Annotated in this window: 19 protein-coding genes; 6 read left to right on the top strand and 13 right to left on the bottom strand. The window is 67.9% G+C overall.

Annotated elements, in window-relative coordinates; genetic code table 11:
• The 4 genes from B5D37_RS00095 to B5D37_RS00080 form a co-directional block, all read right to left on the bottom strand.
• Window positions 1-1593: an ATP-dependent DNA ligase gene (locus B5D37_RS00095; protein ID WP_078756702.1), complete on the bottom strand. Its 1593-nt coding sequence runs from the start codon at window positions 1591-1593 to the stop codon at window positions 1-3.
• 3 nt (window positions 1594-1596) lie between these two features.
• Window positions 1597-2598, bottom strand: coding sequence for a ligase-associated DNA damage response exonuclease (locus tag B5D37_RS00090; RefSeq protein WP_078756701.1), 1002 nt, complete (start codon window positions 2596-2598; stop codon window positions 1597-1599).
• A gap of 67 nt (window positions 2599-2665) precedes the next feature.
• Window positions 2666-4351 (bottom strand): ABC1 kinase family protein, encoded by a 1686-nt coding sequence (locus B5D37_RS00085; RefSeq protein ID WP_078756700.1) that lies wholly within the window; start codon window positions 4349-4351, stop codon window positions 2666-2668.
• Window positions 4352-4379: 28 nt separating this feature from the next.
• Entirely contained in the window at window positions 4380-5237 is an 858-nt protein-coding gene (locus tag B5D37_RS00080) for a PA4780 family RIO1-like protein kinase (RefSeq protein ID WP_078757399.1), read from the bottom strand.
• Between the two features lie 79 nt (window positions 5238-5316).
• On the opposite strand from B5D37_RS00080, the gene xth reads away from it, so the two are divergent.
• The 4 genes from xth (at window position 5317) to B5D37_RS00060 (ending at window position 7889) form a co-directional block, all read left to right on the top strand.
• A complete protein-coding gene (gene xth / locus B5D37_RS00075; protein ID WP_078756699.1) occupies window positions 5317-6102 on the top strand; it encodes an exodeoxyribonuclease III in 786 nt (261 codons plus the stop codon).
• An 80-nt stretch (window positions 6103-6182) separates the two neighbouring features.
• Entirely contained in the window at window positions 6183-6374 is a 192-nt protein-coding gene (locus tag B5D37_RS00070; protein WP_078756698.1) for a hypothetical protein, read from the top strand.
• A gap of 90 nt (window positions 6375-6464) precedes the next feature.
• Window positions 6465-6986 (top strand): hemerythrin domain-containing protein, encoded by a 522-nt coding sequence (locus tag B5D37_RS00065; RefSeq protein ID WP_143814066.1) that lies wholly within the window; start codon window positions 6465-6467, stop codon window positions 6984-6986.
• A 12-nt stretch (window positions 6987-6998) separates the two neighbouring features.
• Complete coding sequence (locus tag B5D37_RS00060) at window positions 6999-7889, top strand: SDR family NAD(P)-dependent oxidoreductase (RefSeq protein WP_143814065.1); 891 nt, start codon at window positions 6999-7001, stop codon at window positions 7887-7889.
• A gap of 28 nt (window positions 7890-7917) precedes the next feature.
• Here B5D37_RS00060 and B5D37_RS00055 read toward each other — a convergent pair whose 3' ends face one another.
• Window positions 7918-9129 carry a GGDEF domain-containing protein gene (locus B5D37_RS00055; RefSeq protein ID WP_143814064.1) on the bottom strand — a complete coding sequence of 404 codons (1212 nt, stop codon included), beginning with the start codon at window positions 9127-9129 and terminating at the stop codon, window positions 7918-7920.
• A gap of 207 nt (window positions 9130-9336) precedes the next feature.
• Between B5D37_RS00055 and B5D37_RS00050 the strand changes: the two genes are divergently transcribed.
• Window positions 9337-9801, top strand: a complete 465-nt coding sequence (locus B5D37_RS00050) for a hypothetical protein (protein WP_078756696.1) — start codon at window positions 9337-9339, stop codon at window positions 9799-9801.
• A gap of 22 nt (window positions 9802-9823) precedes the next feature.
• On the opposite strand, the gene B5D37_RS00045 is transcribed toward B5D37_RS00050, so the two are convergent.
• The 7 genes from B5D37_RS00045 to B5D37_RS15170 form a co-directional block, all read right to left on the bottom strand.
• The gene (locus B5D37_RS00045; RefSeq protein WP_078756695.1) at window positions 9824-10135 is read right to left on the bottom strand and encodes an Mpo1-like protein; all 312 of its coding nucleotides are present in this window, start codon (window positions 10133-10135) and stop codon (window positions 9824-9826) included.
• 22 nt (window positions 10136-10157) lie between these two features.
• Window positions 10158-10421, bottom strand: a complete 264-nt coding sequence (locus tag B5D37_RS00040; protein WP_078756694.1) for a DksA/TraR family C4-type zinc finger protein — start codon at window positions 10419-10421, stop codon at window positions 10158-10160.
• Between the two features lie 77 nt (window positions 10422-10498).
• Window positions 10499-11350: a cyclic di-GMP-binding domain-containing protein, MshE-related gene (locus tag B5D37_RS00035; RefSeq protein ID WP_078756693.1), complete on the bottom strand. Its 852-nt coding sequence runs from the start codon at window positions 11348-11350 to the stop codon at window positions 10499-10501.
• Between the two features lie 20 nt (window positions 11351-11370).
• Window positions 11371-11739: a response regulator gene (locus B5D37_RS00030; protein ID WP_078756692.1), complete on the bottom strand. Its 369-nt coding sequence runs from the start codon at window positions 11737-11739 to the stop codon at window positions 11371-11373.
• A 69-nt stretch (window positions 11740-11808) separates the two neighbouring features.
• Window positions 11809-12225 (bottom strand): hypothetical protein, encoded by a 417-nt coding sequence (locus tag B5D37_RS00025; RefSeq protein ID WP_234987650.1) that lies wholly within the window; start codon window positions 12223-12225, stop codon window positions 11809-11811.
• A gap of 36 nt (window positions 12226-12261) precedes the next feature.
• A complete protein-coding gene (locus tag B5D37_RS00020; RefSeq protein WP_078756690.1) occupies window positions 12262-13422 on the bottom strand; it encodes a zinc-dependent alcohol dehydrogenase in 1161 nt (386 codons plus the stop codon).
• 73 nt (window positions 13423-13495) lie between these two features.
• On the bottom strand, window positions 13496-14569 hold the full coding sequence (locus B5D37_RS15170) for a sensor domain-containing diguanylate cyclase (RefSeq protein ID WP_159447308.1): 1074 nt from the start codon (window positions 14567-14569) through the stop codon (window positions 13496-13498).
• Window positions 14570-14713: 144 nt separating this feature from the next.
• Here B5D37_RS15170 and B5D37_RS00010 point away from each other — a divergent pair, with 144 nt between their 5' ends.
• Window positions 14714-15841: a DNA alkylation repair protein gene (locus B5D37_RS00010; protein WP_078756688.1), complete on the top strand. Its 1128-nt coding sequence runs from the start codon at window positions 14714-14716 to the stop codon at window positions 15839-15841.
• Between the two features lie 26 nt (window positions 15842-15867).
• Here B5D37_RS00010 and B5D37_RS00005 read toward each other — a convergent pair.
• Window positions 15868-16173 (bottom strand): integrase core domain-containing protein (locus B5D37_RS00005; protein ID WP_143814063.1); only part of this gene is annotated, 306 nt, incomplete at its 5' end.

The following is a 16173-nucleotide window of genomic DNA, read 5'->3' as shown; positions in this document are numbered from 1 at the left end:
TCACCGCGCCAGCGCCTTCAACGTCTCGAGGTGGTCCGCCTCGCTGGCCGGCTTGTCATCGCGCCAGCGAAGGATCCGCGGGAAGCGGACCGCGATGCCGGACTTGTGTCGGCTCGAGCGGTTGACCGCCTCGAACGCCAGCTCGAACACGTGCACCGCCGGCACCGAGCGGACCGGGCCGAAGCGCTCCAGCGTATTCGCCCGGACCCACCGGTCGAGCCGCAGGATTTCCTTGTCATCGAGGCCCGAGTACGCCTTGGCGACCGGCACCAGCGCCTCGCCGTCCCACAATCCGAAGGTGTAGTCGGTATGCAGGTTGCTGCGCCGCCCGTGCCCGGACTGCGCATAGATCAGCACCGCGTCAATGGTCAGCGGGTCGATCTTCCATTTCCACCAGTCACCCCGACGGCGGCCCGCCTGGTACACCGAGGACCGACGCTTGAGCATGAGGCCTTCGACGGCACGTTCCCGCGCGCCTGCGCGCAGCGCGGCCGCGGCGTCCCAGTCCGGCACGGAGACCTCCGGCGACAACGCGATGCGTCGATCCCCGGTCGCCGCCAGCAGCTCGTGCAGCCGGCTGCGTCGCTGGGACAGCGGGTGTCCCCGGAGGTCATCGCCGTCGAGCTCCAGCAGGTCATAGGCAAGCACGCGCACCGGCGTCGCGGAGAGGGTCTTGGGCCCCGGCTTGCGGCGCTGGATGCGGGTCTGCAGCGCGGTGAACGGCATTGGCTGGTGGGGCGTGTCGTCGTGCCAGCCGAGCAGCTCACCGTCAATCACGCAATCGCGCGGCAGCGCGGCAGCCGCGGTTTCGATTTCCGGGAAACGCCCGTCCAGCCGCTCCTCGCCGCGCGACCACAGTGCTACCTCGCCCTCCCGGCGGATCAACTGCAGGCGGATGCCATCCCATTTCCACTCCAGCAACCAGTCGTCCACCGGCCCGAGTGAGGCCACCGCCGCCTCCAGCGGCGAGGCCAGGAAGAACGGGTACGGCTGCCGCCTGTCTCCGGGCAGCTCACCCGGCGTCAGCAGGTCCCGCAGGAACGCTTCGCTGGGCTGCCAGCTGCCGAGCATGCGCTGGGCAATGCGCGCGATGTCGATGCCGGACATCTCAGCCAGTGCCTGCTGCACCAGTCGCTGCGATACGCCCACCCGCAGTGCACCGGTGAGCAGCTTGTTGAACGCCAGCCGCCCGTCGTGGCAGAGCCCGCGCCAGCCATCGAGTACCGCCGCGTGGCGACGCGCGGCATCGGCACCCGAGACCGGCCACAGGCATCGTTCGATCCACTCGTGCAGGGGGCGATCGACCTCTTCCGTCGGGTCGTGCAGCAGCAGCGTGAGGGTTTCCGCGAGGTCGCCGACGTGGTCGTGGCTTTCGTCGACCAGCCACTGCGGCAGTCCACTCTCCTCGCCGATCCACTCGCGCAGCTCGCGGGTGTTGGCGATTCGCGAGACCTTGCCGCCCGACAGCAGCCACAGTGCCCAGGCCGAGTCGCGCGGCGGCGCCTCGCGAAAGTAGTCAATCAGCGCCGCGCGCTTGTCGGTGGTTGCCGTGCTGCGGTCGAGCTCGACGTAGAGGGCGGCGAAGCGTTTCAACGGCTATTCCTCGCCATCGCCGTAGTCGGTGCGGAATGCCTCTGCCGGCACGCCGCTCTCGTTGAGGTGGCGGATGATGGCGTCGGTGTTGCCATGGGTGGCGATGATCCGCCGCGCGCCCGTCTCGCGGATGGTGCGCAGCAGCGCCGGCCAGTCGGCGTGGTCGGACACGATGAAGCCGCGGTCGTAGTTGCGACGCCGTCGGTTGCCGCGCACGCGCATCCAGCCCGAAGCGAAACCCAGCTGGGACCTTCGGAAGCGCCGCATCCATGGGCTGCCGGCCGCGGACGGTGGCGCCAGCACCAGTTGCCCCGCGAAGTCCGCGCCGCGCTCCTGCTCCGATACCGGCAGTGTCGGCAGCATCCGGATGCCGGCCTCGCGGTAGACCTGCACGCCCGTCTCGATCGCGCCGTGCACCAGCGCCGGCTGGTCGGTGAAGGCGTCGAGTTCCGCCAGCAGGCGTTGGGCCTTGCCCAGCGCATAGCACAGCAGTACGGCCGCCTCCCCGCGGGCGCGGCAATGCTCTCGCCAGGACACGATCTCCCGGGCGACCTCGGGGGTGTCGGGCCACCGGTAGACCGGCAGGGCGAACGTCGCCTCGGTGATGAAGACGTCGCAGGGCACCACTTCAAACGGGGCGCAGGTCGGGTCGGGCTGGCGCTTGTAGTCGCCCGAGGCGACCCAGACGCGGCCGTCGACCTCGATCCGCACCTGCGCAGAGCCCAGCACGTGCCCGGCGGAATGCAAGGACACCCGCGCGTCTCCAAGCCGGAAGGCCTCGCCATACGCATGCACCGCGTACGCCTGTTCGCCGAGCCGCCATTGCAGGATGGGCAGCCCCGGCTCCGCCAGGTGGTACTCGCCCATCCCACCCCGGGCATGGTCACCGTGGCCATGGGTGATCACTGCACGCGGCACCGGACGCCACGGGTCGATGTGGAATCCACCGGCCGGGCAGTACAGCCCCTCCTTCGTCAATACCACCAGGTCATCGTTGGCGCGCATGGCCAAACCGTACGGGCGACGGTGTCAGCGCCCTGCATAGGCGCTGGTGCGTCGACGGCAATGCCGCCTACTTCCCTCCGCCGCTGCGCCAGATAGACACCACCAGCCACGCGCCCGCCACCGCCGCGCCGAGGAAGCCCAGCAGTCCGAACACCGGCAGGCCGAGCAGCGTGGGTCCGCCGTCGACGGTCAGGGTGATGGACGAGCCGACGATCAGCGCCGCAAGCACGATGCCGACGGTGAGGCGGTTGGCCGAATGGTCGACCTGGTTGCCGAACCGCTGCAGGTGGTCCACGTCCAGGTGCAGTTTGAAGTTGCCGGCCCTTGCCGAACGCAGCAGACGCCGGATGTCCCGCGGCAGCCCCGCCAGGATCCCGGCGGTGTCGCTGACCGCCTGCATGCCCTCGCGCGCCACCGTCGCCGGCGAGTAGCGCTCGATCATCGCCTGCCGCAGGAAAGGCTCCGCCTCGGTCGCCATGTCGAACTCGGGGTCGAGCAGGCGTCCCAGCCCCTCCAGCGTGAGGAACACCTTGATCAGCAGCGCAAGGTCCGCCGGCAACACCAGCCGGTTCGCCCGCAACAGGTTCGTCACCTCCACGAGCATGCCTGGAAGGTCGAGCTGGCCCAGCGGCACGCCATGCCAACGGTCGACCATCGCATCCACGTCCTGCGCGAGCAGGCCCTCGTCGACATCGGGTGGCTGGTGCGCCCAGTCAAGCAGCACGTCGGTCACGCCCTCGGCATCACGCCGGACCAGTGCATCGAGCAGGCCCACGACCTGGCGGCGGCGCGCCTCGGAAAGCCGCCCGACCATGCCGAAGTCGATCAGCCCGATGCGGTTGCCCGGCAGCACGAACACGTTGCCTGGATGCGGGTCGGCGTGGAAGAAGCCGTCCTCGAACATCATGCCCAGAACCAGCTGCGCCCCGCGCCGCGCCACCGCCCGCCGGTCCAGACCGGCGGCCTCCATGGCCGCCAGGTCGGCCACGCCGATGCCCTGTACGAAATCCTGCACGTTCATGCGTTCGCTGGTGTAGTCCCAGTGCACCGTGGGCACTACCAGGTCGTCGCAGCCGGCGAAGTTCGCGGCGATGCGCTCCGCGTTGCGGCATTCCGCTGCCAGGTCCAGCTCGCGGGTGAGCGAAGCCTTGAACTGCCGGACCACACCGAGTGGCTGGAACTGCCGCATCTCGGGGAAGCGCGACTCCAGCGCCTGCGCCGCACGCTGCATCAACCGCATGTCGGCCTCCACCACCCGCCGGATGCCGGGACGGCGGACCTTGACCACCACCTCGGTGCCATCGTGCAGCCGGGCCCGGTGGACCTGTGCGATCGAAGCAGCCGCCAGGGGCTTCGGGTCCAGCACCTCGAAGACCTCTTCGGGGGCGGCACCCAGGTCCTCCAGCATCTGCTGGCGGATCGCATCGAACGGCACCGCCGGCGCGTGGCTCTGCAGCTTGCCGAATTCCGCGATCCAGTCCGGCGGAAACAGGTCCACGCGGGTCGCCAGGACCTGGCCGAGCTTCACGAACGTCGGACCCATCTCCTCCAATGCGCGGCGAAGGCGGACCGGCGTGGGCAGCTCGACCAGTTCCTCCAGTTGCGCCAACGGCAGCAGCTTGCCGGCACCCGCCAGGATCCGGGCCAGCCCCATGCGGCGCACCATGTCGCCGAACCCGTAGCGGATCAGGATCGACGCGAGCTCCTGCAGGCGTCCCAGGTCACGGGTGGCGGCGAGGCCTTCGGTCCACATCGTCGCGTCTCTCCGGTGGGTGGTGCGGTCAATCGTCCTCGGCAGCAGCCTCGCGGCCCTGCTGACGGATCAGGTTCTCCTGGCGCGCATCCTCGATGGACATGCGCACCGCGTGCACGTCGGCCTTGCGCTGGTCGAACACGAAGCGGCCGGTGAGCTCGCTGTCCGGCTGCAGATCGCCCTTCTCGTAGAGCGCCCACATCTCTTCGCCGAAATGGGTGGTCGCCAGCTCGGGCGCAAACCGGGCGAGGCTGTCGCGGATGTTGTGCACGTCGCGCAGCAGCATCTCCCGCGCGGCGTTGTTGCCGGCCGCACTGACCACCTGCGGGAAGTCGATGATCACCGGGCCATCGGGCGTCACCAGCACGTTGTATTCCGAGAGGTCGCCGTGGATCAGCCCCAGGCACAACATCCGCACCACGTCGCGCACCAGCCGGCGGTGGTAGTCGCGGGCCTCCTCGGGGGCCAGCTCCACTTCGCCGAGGCGGGCGGCACTGTGGCCGTCGGCATCGGTGACCAGGGCCATGAGCAGCACGCCGTTGAAGTAGCCGTGGGGCCTGGGGACGCTGACGCCCGCGTCGGCGAGCTGGTAGAGCGCGTCGACCTCGGTGTTCTTCCAGGCGGCCTCCTGCTCACGGCGGCCGAACTTGCTCGCCTTTCCGATCGCGCGTGCCTGCCGGCTGCCGCGCACCTTCCGGCCTTCCTGGTATTGCACCCGCGCCTGGAAGCTGCGTTGCGCCATGTCCTTGTAGACCTTGGCGCACATCACCTCGCCGCCGCTGCGCACGACGTACACGGACGCTTCCTTGCCGCTCTTGAGGGGACGCACCACCTCGTCGACGATGCCGTCGTCGACCAGCGGCTGCAGGCCGGGAGGGGTTTTCATCGTATCGGGGCAGTGGTCGTGGGCATGGGCGGACATTATGGTGCAATGCGCGTCGACACGCCGGAGGCCATCGCCCGCCATGTCCACACTGAAGATCGCCACCTTCAACATCAACGGGGTCCGATCGCGCATCGGCGCACTGGTCGAATGGCTGGAGCGCGAGGCGCCGGACATCGTCTGCCTGCAGGAACTGAAGGCACCGGACGATGCTTTTCCCATCGACGAGATCCGCGCCGCCGGCTACGGGGCCATCTGGCACGGCCAGCGGTCCTGGAACGGCGTCGCCATCCTCGCGCGTGGCATGGAGCCCTTGGAAAGCAGGCGCGGTCTGCCCGGTGATCCTGCCGATGAGCAGAGCCGGTACCTGGAAGGCGTGGCCCATGGCGTGATCGTCGGCTGCCTCTACCTGCCCAACGGCAATCCGCAGCCCGGGCCGAAGTTCGATTACAAGCTGGCCTGGTTCGAGCGGCTGATCGAGCATGCCGCGAGCCTCCACGGCACGGGCCATCCGGTGGTGCTGGCCGGCGACTACAACGTGGTACCGACCGACGAGCTGGACATCTACAACCCGCGTTCCTGGAAGAAGGACGCGCTCCTCCAGCCCGAGAGCCGCGACGCCTACGCCCGCCTGCTTGCACAGGGATGGACGGACGCGGTGAGGGCCCTGCACCCGGAGGAGAAGATATTCACCTTCTGGGACTACTTCCGGAAACACTGGGAGCGCGATGCCGGGCTGCGGATCGACCACCTGCTGCTGAGTCCCGGCCTCTTGCCGCGGCTACGGGAAGCCGGCGTGGACCGCTGGGTGCGTGGACGACCCAAACCCAGTGACCACGCCCCGACCTGGATCGTCCTGGACGAGTGACGCGGCGATAGCGCTAAACACACGTGGAATTTACCGGCGCAGGTCCAGCGTGGGTCACACCCCCCAACTGGAGACGAGACATGTCCAGCTCCGAACGCAACCGCGAAGCCCAGGGCGCCGACAAGGGCAAGAACCTGGGCCAGGGCGTCGCCAACATCAACGACAAGGACCGGCGAGACCTGGCCGGCACCGGGGACGATGCCGCCACGGAGGACCAGGAGCGCGATCCCGCCGCCCCCGGTGGATTCCGCGACGGCGCGGACAAAGGCTGATCCCCGACCCGGCACCGCCCGATCACACCGTTTTGCCCGCTCGCCGGCTAGCGTGGTGGCAGGGAACGATGAATTCACGGGAGGAGTTCCATGGCACGCGACATCCTGAAGACGCTCAAGGCCGAACACGATGCACTGCGCAAACTGTTCAAGGAGATGGAAGGCACCACCGACCGCGCGGTGAAGACCCGGCAGGAGCTGCTGGAGAAGATCGAGGCCAACCTGCTGCCCCACGCCAAGTGGGAGGAAGAGGTCTTCTATCCGGAGTTCGCCGACCGCGCCGACCGCGACGGCCTCAAGACCCATGCAGAAGCGGTGCAAGAGCACCGTGCGGTGGAACTGGTGGTGTTGCCCGATCTCAAGTCGAACGAGCCGGACACCCCGCAGTTCGCCGGCTCGGCCAAGGTACTGGGCGAGTTGATCGACCACCACGCGAAGGAGGAGGAAACCACCATGTTCGACATGGCGCGCAAACTCTTCTCCGCCGAGGAACTGGCCGGGCTGGACCAGCAGTACGAGGACTGGAAGGAGTCGCCGGAGGGCAATGCCGCCGTCGCCCACGCGGGTACGAAGTCGGAGCTCAAGGCGGCGTTCGAATCGCTGATGCGCTAGGAGGACGGTCCGATGGCGAAGACCATTGTCATCACCGGCGCCTCCAGCGGGTTCGGCCGCGGGATGGCATTGCGCCTCGCCGCCGAGGGGCACCAACTGGTCCTCGCGGCGCGCCGTGGCCAGTTGTTGCAGGAACTCGCCCGCGAGTGCGGCCCCGGTGCCATGGCTGTCACCACCGACGTGGGCAATCCGGATGACGTGGAGAAGCTGTCAAAGGCGGCACTGGCGAAGTTCCCGCGCATCGATGTCTGGATCAACAACGCCGGTGTCGCCGCGCTGGGTCGATTCGACGAGATCCCGCTGCGCGACCACCAGCGGGTGTTGCAGACCAACCTCGGCGGTACGGTGAACGGCAGCCACGTCGCGCTGCGCCATTTCCGGCAGATGCAGGCGGGCACGCTGATCAACGTCGCCTCCATGCTGGCGCGCACGCCCTCGCCCTATTACGGGTCCTACTGCGCATCCAAGTACGGGATCCTTGGGCTGTCCCAGTCGCTACGGCAGGAACTGGCGGCCAATGGCGAGCGCAACATCGCCGTATGCACCATCCTTCCCATGGCCGCCGATACGCCGTTCTACGAGCACGCCGCCAACTACACCGGCTACAGCCTCCACCCCTACCCGCTCACGGACGCGGAAGAGGTCATCGACGCTATCGTGGCCGCCGTACACGCCCCCGGCGAAGACATCACGGTCGGGCTGCCCGCCACCGCCGCGGTCGCCGCGGAGCGTTTGGCGCCATGGCTGACCCACGCAGTGACCGGGGCGGTGTCCCACCAGTTACAGATGGCGGAGGCACCACAGGCAGCCCGCACGGGCGGCAACCTGCACACGCCATCGGCAATCGGGACGGGCGTGCACGGGGCCATTCGCGCCCGGCTGGAGGCCGAACGCCGGGGCTGACCGGCGGGGGCGATCCGGCCCGGTTCCCTCAGGACTGGATGACCTGCCCGCGGCCTGCACGCTTGGCCTGGTACATCGCCTCGTCCGCACGCGCGACCACCTGATCGATCGTCTCGCCGGGCCGGTATTCCACGACCCCGGCGGAAAACGAGACCGCCGGCCCTTCGCTCTCCGGCAGCGCCAGCACCTTCGACAGCACCCGCTCCACGCTGCACCGGGCCGCAGCTGCGCCCGTCCCCGGCATCAGCAACAGGAACTCCTCGCCCCCCCAGCGGCCAAGGACGTCGGTGGCCCGCAGGGTCCGCGACGCTGCCCCCGCGAACGTCCGCAGCACTTCGTCCCCACCCGCGTGGCCATGGGCGTCGTTGATGCGTTTGAAATGGTCGAGATCGATCACCGCGATACTGAAGGGATGGCCAAAACGCTCACAGCGGGCCAGCTCGACGTCCAGCCGATGCTGCATGTCGCGACGGTTGGCCAGCCCCGTCAGCTCGTCATGGGTCGCAAGCCGTTGCACCTCCAGCAACGCTCCTGCCAGGGCGGATCGCTCCGCCCGCAGCTTCAGGCGGAGCGAAGACAGGCGCATCGAACCGAGTGACAGCATGGGCAGCAGGATCGCGACCATCGCGGCGTTGATGAGGTCCAGCCGGAAACCCGGGTCCTCGAATGACCAGACCGCCCCGTTGCCCACGATGTTCAATCCGATGATCGTCGCCAACAGGCTCGCCAGCGCAAACCCGGTCAATGCGGCGATCGTGCGCCAGTGCAGGGAGAACGCGCCATAGATGAAGGCCATCAGCAGCGGGTACAACGCAACGCTGCGTGCGGGGCCGACGATCGCATAGGCCCAGTCGACCGCGACGATTCCGAACACGATCTGCGCGGCGGTCAGCGAAGCATCTTCGAAACGGGCACTCCACCCGCTGCGCAGGGCCGCGTAGACGCCGGCCAATACCACGGCCACGTACCCGCACCACGCGCCGAACAGGCCCGCGCTGAACGCTTCGTACGTAGCGCCCATGGCCAGCACCGCCGCACCACCCAGGTACACCGGCACCGTCACCAGCCATTGTCCGACCCGGATGCGGATCCGGCGGTCGCCGCCGAGGAACAGCTGGAGCAGGCGCGCGACCCCGCCCGGAGGCGACGGTGCCTCCATTGCGTCAGGGGGTTCCGGGGCCGGGTGGTCCCGGCCGGGGTCCGGTGTGCCGTCGCTCATCACTGCGGAATACGTGCTCAATAAAGGGATCCGGTGGTTCCGGCCTACAAGATATCGGCCCGCCACTGAACGTCCCGAGGAACGGCTGGCGGAACCGTGACCAGCATCCGCTCCGACCTCCGGTTTTGCCGGACCGGTCACGCTTGACCCGGGACGCGTCGCTGGTTGGCGGCGCGCTCTTCGTGTGTCTATATTGTCCCCCTTGAGAACGGTTGACCGGGGGAAGACATGATATTCAAGGGCTTGGCGATGGCACTCCTGGTGCTGCCGTTTGCAGCGACGGCCGCATCGGGCATCGATGTCGAGAAGGACAGACCGTTTCCGGAGCAGAAAGCCGAGGTGCAGGCGGCCCTGGCTGACGGCGAGACCTACGCCGAAATAAACCCTCAGGACCGGTCTGCGGTCCTGGGTGCGTTGGAGCGAATCGAGTTCGAGCTGGAGTCCGCCGGCGGCATCGATGTACTTGACCGTGAGGCGCAGGTGCGTGTATTCAACGACCAGGAACTGGTGAATAACCTGCTTACGCGTGCTGGCGAAGACAGCCGTCTTGTCTGTCGGCGATCAAGGAAGGTCGGGTCGCATTTCCCCACCAACGTCTGCCAGACCGTGGCAGAGCAGCGACGCCTGAGGGAAGCTTCGCAAGACCAGATGAAACAACTCAACTCCCATCGGATGTTGCCGCCCGGGGGCTGACGCACCGCCATCGCCCGCTGCGCTAAAAGCGCAGCCTACCGGTCAGTGTGTCCCACCACATCCGCCAGTCCCCGACGAGGCTGTAGAGCGGGTACTTGAACGTGGCGGGGCGGTTGTGCTCGAAGAAGAAGTGGCCGATCCAGGCGAATCCGTAGGCCTGCACCAGTGCCACGGCAAGCAGCCACCACGTCTGCGTTGAAATCGCGGCGACCACCAGTACCAGCACCAGGGTGGTGCCCACGAAGTGCAGCCGCCGGGACACGGGGTGCCCGTGCTCGCTCAGGTAGAACGGGTAGAACTCCCGGAATGTCCGGAATCGCTTGCCCGGTGACATCGGCAACCTCTTGGTACGCGCGTCAACGAAGCTGGCTGTCCTTGCTGCCGCGGCGGTTGATGCTGCCACCAACTTCTTCACGATCGGCTGCGGCCTGGCAGGACACACACAGACGCACGCCGGGAACGGCCTTGCGCCGCGCCTCCGGGATCGGCTCGTCGCACTCTTCGCAGTGGGTCAGCCCCGGCCCCTGGCGCAGCCGGCTGCGCGCGCGCTTGATCGCGTCCTCGACGGTCGCGTCGATCTGGTCTTGTACGGCTCCGTCTCCCGCCCAACCCGTTGCCATGGGACCTCCGGTATTCGATCCGGAGAAAAGCATACTCCGCCCCGGGTGAATTCCAGGGCAGCGCAAGGGCGGGCCAATCAGCCCGAGACGATCACGACAAACCCGCCCAGCTGGGAGGTCATCGCAACGGCCAGGTGCGAAGGCCCGGCTCCGAGGAACCCGCTGGCGGGCACGTTGAAAGCCGGTGGTTCGGGCCGATAGCTGGCGTCGTCGGGCAGCGCGTCCTTGGCAACATAGCCCATCACCACATTGACCAGTTCGCCCAGCGCGTCGAGCGCAAGGCCCTCATCACAATCATCCGGCGAGATCCCCAGGAACGAAGTCGCGATGTTGTCGGCGGTGTCCGGATCGCAGGCAATCGCGATGCGCAGTGGGCGTTCCCCGCCGATCCGGACCAGCGCATTGACCTGCCCCGGGTGGATCGCGTCGGCCACGTCCAGAGCGCTCGAAATCTGCGCGGGTGTCTTCAACAGCCTCGGGAACAGCCGTCCGCAGGTGGCCAGCGCGGCTTCCATGACGTCGCCGGCGGGGTGACCTGCCAGCCCCAGCTCGACCGACTGCAGGGCCACCTCGCGTTCACGCTGGTGCACCCGCAGGGCCTCCGCCAGTTGCTCCGCGGCCAGTGCCCCCTGCTCCACCAGGATCTCGCCGAACAGTTTGCGGCCCTGCTTCTGCTGCGCCAGGAGTGCGTCGACCTGGGCGGCACCCAGCAGCCCCATCTCCAGGGCAAGGTCACCGAAGCGCTTGTCTTCACTGCGCTGCCGCTCGTTGATGCGTTGTGCCTGGGCGGGCTCCAGCATTCCCGCGGCCACCGCCAGTTCACCCAACAGCGGATTGGAGGCGCGTTGCGTTTCCAGGGCATCGAGCAGTTGCTGCCGGTCGATGAGGCCCTGTTCGAGCAGGAACTGACCAAGGAATTTTGCAGCCATGGATTCGTCTCCTGCCCGGCTCAGCCGATGACCTGGCGCAGCACGCGCACCATGGCGTCGGGATCGATGGGCTTTTGCAGGTAGGAAGCTGCCCCCAGTCGCAGGCACTCCTCGATGTCCCCCTGTGCTCCGAGCGAACTCAGGATCACCACCCTGGCCTGCGGATCGAACGACAGGATCTCCTGCAACGCCTGCTTTCCGTCCAGCTCCGGCATCACCAGGTCGAGCAGGACCACGTCCGGCTCATTGGCCTCGTAATAGTCGCGCGCCTCGCGGCCGTTGCCGGCCTCCGCGATGACCTCGAAACCGGCTTCGGCCAGCTGGCGGGCCGTCAGCATGCGCAGGGCGCGGGAATCGTCGCAGAGCAGGACGGTGGGACGGTCGGACATCGGGCGGCTCCAGTCGGAAAGGTCGCATGGGCGGACTCTCCAACGGGAACGGCCGAGGGCCGGGAATCTTTAACGGTCGCTGGCCCGTGACAGCCACCACGCCGCGACCACGAATCCGGCACCGATCGCCAGCGCCTTGCCGGGCGAACGCCGCGCGTCCTCGAGCACCCCTTCGACAGCGTTGACCCGGTCGGCGGCAATGAGCATCAGCCAGTGGCGCAGATCGTTCTCGCTGCGTTTGAACGCCTGACGCCGCATGTATCCGCTCAAACCGGAGGGCGGGACACTGGTGCCGAATACCGACGACAGCCCCGGCCGCTCGATCGAATGGAGGACTTCCACCCGCTGCGCCTGTTGGGTCGGCGGCCCGGACGGCGCGTCCTCGAGCCGGGGCGGCTTGCGCTCCATCGGCACCGCAGGACGGTCGGCCGGATCGAGGTCGGCGCCCCACCCCTGGATGTGTGCGTACTGCTCTGGAATGGTCACGTGTGCCTCCTTCTGGTCTTCGCCCATCGCGGGCGGTCAGTGGGCGTTCGCCGCCGAAGGCGGGACGAGCACCGGCTTGATGCAGCCATCCAGCTTCGAAGAGAAGATGTGGTACGCCTCGGCCACCTCTTCGAGCGGTACCCGGTGGGTGATGATCTCCCGCGGCGATATTCGGCCGGCCTGGATGTGCTCGATCAGGCGCGGCAGGTGACGCTTCACGCTGCACTGGTTCATCCGCAGGGTCAGCCCCTTGTTGACGGCGTTGCCGATGGGCACCGCGTTGAAGGTCGGGCCGTACACACCGACGATGGACACCCGGCCACCCTTGCGGGCGCAGTTGATCGCCCAGTGCAGCGCCGTCGCCGAGCCCGCCTGCATCTTCATCTTCTTGCCGGTCACGGTCTGGGCGAAGTTGCCCGCCGCCTCGCACCCGACGGCGTCGATGCAGACATCGGCTCCCAACCAGTCGGTGATCTTCTTGATGTGCACCGCCATGTCATCGATCTCCCGGAAATCGATGACTTCGCACTGGGCGAACTTCTTCACGAACTCGAGCCGGTAGTCGACGTGGTCGACCACGATCACGCGCCCGGCACCCATGAACCAGGCGCTCTTGGCGGCGAAGATGCCAACCGGCCCGGCACCGAAGACCACCACCGTGTCGCCCTGGCGGATGTCGCCCATCTCGGCGGCCTGGTAGCCCGTCGGGTAGGCGTCCGTCAGCAACACCGCGTCCTCGATGTGCAGGTCGTCGGGGATGACGGTGGGGCCGACGTCCGCGAACGGCACCCGGACGTATTCGGCCTGCCCGCCGTTGTACCCGCCCGCCGTATGCGAGTAGCCATAGATGCCCCCCACCGCGCTGGCCTGGGAGTTCACGTTCTGGCAGTTGCTGTACAGCTCCCGCTGGCAATAGAAGCAGCTGCCGCAGAAGATGTTGAAAGGCACCAGGACCCGGTCGCCCACCTTCAGGTTGCGGACCGCCGGCCCAACCTCTTCCACCACGCCGGTGAACTCGTGGCCGAAGATCGACCCCACCCGCGTGTCCGGGACGAGCCCATGGTAAAGGTGCAGGTCCGAGCCGCAGACACATGAACGGGTGACGCGGACGATGGCGTCGCCGGGGTGCTCGATCTCGGGTTCCGGCATCTGTTCGGCCCGGACCTTGTACGGCCGGCGGTAGTTCATGGCCAACATCGCAGTTCCTCCGCTTCGGATGGGCAAACCATCCGCCATCGGTCGTGAAGGCCGCGACAGAAAAACAGCAGGATCAGTCGGGCGTCTGCCGCGACTTCTTGTGCCGGTACATGGCGGCATCGGCCTTCGCCAGCAACGCCGATACGGTGGCTTCCCCGTCGTGCACCACCCAGCCCACGCTGGCATTGATGGGCAGTTCCAGTCCGTTGACCGGCCTTGGCTGTGCAAGCGCCGCCACCAGGCCTTCGGCGATTCGCGGCACGTCCCTGCCGCCGTCACGCAGGCCATCCAGCAGCACCACGAATTCGTCGCCACCGAGCCGCGCGATCAGGTCGCCGTCGCGAAGTGCATTTCGGAGGGTGGATGCCGCCTCCCGGAGCACCGCATCGCCGGTGGCATGGCCGTGGGTATCGTTGATCGCCTTGAAGTCGTCCAGGTCCAGGAACAGCACGGCAAAGTCCTGGGCGCCTGCGTGCAACTGGCAAGCCTGCTCCAGCCGGGCCAGGAAATGGCTCCGGTTCGGCAGGCGGGTCAAGGCGTCGTACATCGCCGCATCCTGGTACTCGCGCGCCTGCGCCCGCGTGGACTCCAGCGCCGTCTCCAGCTGGGCCAGCAGCTTGGCGTTGTCGTCCAGCGCAATCTGCCGCCCGAGCGCGCCGCCCAGCGCGTTGCCGATGAGCGCCACGGCCTGGGCATCGATGCCGTCGAAAGCCCGCGGGACGCTGGAGCAGACTTCCAGCACCCCCAGCACGTCGTCGCCGAACCTCAGCGGTGTCGCAATCAGGGAGTGCAGCGACCGCTCCTCCCGGGTCCTGCCGTGCAAGCGGGGGTCGGCAAGCGCCACTTCGCTGTGCAGGGCCTGGTGGCTGCGCAGGCACTCCCGCGCCAGCGTCTCCCCACCATCGAACGCGGCACGGCCGACGCGCCGCATCTGGCCCCGCACGGAGGCCACCCGCAGTGCCTCGCCTTGGGCGATCAGCACGGCAGCGCCTGTTGCCCGCGTCAGCTCCATGACCGTGGCGGTGGCTTCCTCGAGGAAGGAACGAGTATCGCCGGCATGTTCAGCGATGCGGACGAGCGCGTCGACCACGCTGCGCAGGCGCAGGTACTCGCTCCTGCCGTGCGCAGCCGATGCCCACGGAACCATCCGGGGAACCGCCTGATGCCCATTGGCCAGACCCATCAACCGCCACCCACCCCTGCACGTGCAATCGCTGATAATCGGCCAGCACCGGTCAAGCGCGGGTGAGGGCTGGCACAGTAGCCATCTACGACTCCGGCTCCCGACTCCATGGCTGAACCCTTCAAGAACCTGATCAACCCCGCGGTGGTCCAGAGCTGTGGTGAGCACCTCCAGCGCGCCTGGCCCGGGTTCGAACGCCCGCGGTTCGAGCAACAGGCCCTGCACGGGCTGGAAGACCTGGAGATGAAGGCCCGCGCCATGCAGGTGGCCGATGCGCTGGAGGCTACACTGCCGCGCGATTTCGACCATGCCGCGTCGGTGGTGGAGGCAGCCTTGGCCCCGGCGGCCACGGGCGACGAACTGGGGTTCGCGATCTCGCCTGCAGGCCTGGCCGGTTGGATCGGGTGGCCGCTGGGAGAATTCATTGCCCGCCGCGGGCTGGATGATCCGAAACGTGGGCTTGCGGCGCTGCACGCCCTGACCCAGCGTTTCACCGTTGAGTTCGCGATCCGCCCCTTCCTCGTGCACCACCCCGACTTCACCCTGGCCACCCTCACCGGGTGGTTGCGCGATCCCAGCCCCCACGTGAGACGGCTGGTCAGCGAAGGCAGCCGTCCCCGTTTGCCATGGGGCCTGCAGATCAAGCAGCTGATCCGCGATCCGCGCCCGACCCTGCCCCTCCTCCGGGCATTGCAGGACGACCCAAGCGCCTACGTGCGCCGGAGCGTCGCCAACCACCTCAACGACATCGCCAAGGACCACCCTTCAATCGTCGCCGACTGGCTCGAATCGCACCTGCCGGGGGCCGATGCACAACGCCGGCAGTTGCTGCGACACGCCAGCCGCACTCTGCTCAAGCAAGGCGACCGGCGCGTGCTCTCGGCCTGGGGACTCGGCCAGCCGCTGGCGGGAAGCGCGCGGCTACGGCTTCCCGGGCCCCGCCTGAACGTGGGAGACCGCTTGGCGCTCTCGCTCACGCTGGTCTCGGAGTCCGACCAGGTGCAGCCGCTGGCGATCGACTACGTGGTGCATCACGTGAAAGCCAATGGCAGCACCTCGCCCAAGGTGTTCAAGGGCTGGAAGCTGGAACTGGCGCCGCGGGAGGAGAAGGTGCTGCTCAAGCACCATTCGCTGAAACCGGTCACCACGCGCAGCTACCATCCGGGCGAGCACCGGATCGACATACAGGCCAACGGGCAGGTGGTCGCCGGCGGGAGTTTCCTGCTCGACACCTGAGGCTATGCTCGGGAAACCGGTGCCGGCTAGCTGTGTAAACCCAGCACGTTGTTCAGCGGGATGCGGGTAATGGGCGGCTTGTAGCCAAGACTGGCGTGTAGCCGATGCCAGTTGTAGTGGTGCAGCCAGCCCGGGAGGGCGCCTGCGCGCTGTTCGGAGTTGGCATAGGAGCGTGCGTAGGCCCATTCGCGCAGGCAGGTCTGGACCAGCCGCTCGGCCTTGCCGTTGGTACGCGGGGTATAGGGGCGCGTGCGCAGGTGGCGCATGCCGAGCCGGTGGACCAGGCGGCGGAAGCTGCGCGATCTGTAGCAGGCACCGTTGTCGGTCAGGAC

The organism is Lysobacter spongiicola DSM 21749, assembly GCF_900167055.1.
GTDB classification, from domain to species: Bacteria; Pseudomonadota; Gammaproteobacteria; order Xanthomonadales; family Xanthomonadaceae; genus Novilysobacter; species Novilysobacter spongiicola.
The sequence above is the reverse complement of the archived record's forward strand: the minus strand, read 5'-3'. Positions and strand labels throughout refer to the sequence as shown.